The 1273-nt window shown below is 43.8% G+C and carries 1 protein-coding gene; it reads right to left on the minus strand.

The window, feature by feature from the left end; all coding sequences use genetic code 11:
• The coding region (locus L654_RS0101785; protein WP_024607074.1) for a peroxidase family protein at positions 1-1273 on the minus strand (1273 nt) is incomplete at both ends.

Consider the following 1273-nt stretch of genomic DNA (forward strand, 5'->3'; position numbering starts at 1 on the left):
CTGTACCACCTAAAACAATTAAGTCGGCGATGCTAACAGGTTTACTCAAGCCAGCCTGCACTTTTTCAAGCGCACTAAGTACTGATGCTAAACGTTCTGGCTCATTACCTTGCCAATCTTTTTGCGGTGCTAAACGAATGCGTGCACCATTTGCGCCGCCACGTTTATCAGAACCACGATAAGTACGTGCGCTATCCCAAGCTGTATTTATTAAATCAGCGGCACTAACACCACAATTTAATAATGTGGTTTTTAGATTGCTAATTTCGTCGTCTGTTAATGTGTAATCAACGGCTGGAATTGGATCTTGCCAAATTAAGTCTTCGCTTGGTACGTCAGCACCTAAGTAACATGATTTAGGGCCTAAATCGCGGTGAGTTAGTTTAAACCAGGCACGTGCAAACACGTCTGAAAAGTAGTCAAAGTCGTTATAAAAACGCTCAATAATTTTACGGTACGTTGGATCCACTTTCATGGCCATATCAGCATCTGTCATCATTGGGTTCAAACGAATTGATGAATCTTCTACATCGACAGGCTTGTCTTCTTCTTTAATATTAATAGGCTCCCACTGATGAGCGCCTGCAGGGCTTTTAGTGAGTTCCCATTCGTAGGTTAATAAAAGTTTACAGTATTCGTTATCCCATTGTGTTGGGTGCGTAGTCCATGCGCCCTCTACACCTGATGTAACTGTATCGCGGCCAATCCCACGTGTTGTAGTGTTATTCCAACCAAGGCCTTGCTCGTGTACGTCAGCAGCTTCTGGCTCAGGTCCTAAGTTTTCTGCTTTGCCATTACCATGTGCTTTACCTACTGTGTGCCCGCCTACCGTTAATGCAGCGGTTTCTTCGTCATCCATTGCCATACGCGCAAAAGTTTCGCGAATTTGGGCTGCTGTTTTAAGCGGATCAGGAATACCATTTACACCTTCAGGGTTTACATAAATTAAGCCCATTTGTACTGCGGCTAATGGATTTTCCATGGTATCTGGTTTATCTACACTTTCGTAACGACCATCACTTGGCGCTAACCATTCTTTTTCAGCTCCCCAGTAAACGTCTTTTTCAGGATGCCAAATATCTTCTCGGCCGCCGGCAAAACCAAAGGTTTTTAAACCCATTGATTCGTATGCCATGTTGCCTGCTAAAATAATTAAGTCGGCCCATGAAAGCTTGTTACCGTATTTTTTCTTTATTGGCCAAAGTAAACGGCGCGCTTTGTCGAGGTTACCGTTATCAGGCCATGAATTTAGTGGCGCAAAACGTTGATTACC

The organism is Pseudoalteromonas sp. TAB23, assembly GCF_000498075.1.
GTDB classification, from domain to species: domain Bacteria; phylum Pseudomonadota; class Gammaproteobacteria; order Enterobacterales; family Alteromonadaceae; genus Pseudoalteromonas; species Pseudoalteromonas arctica.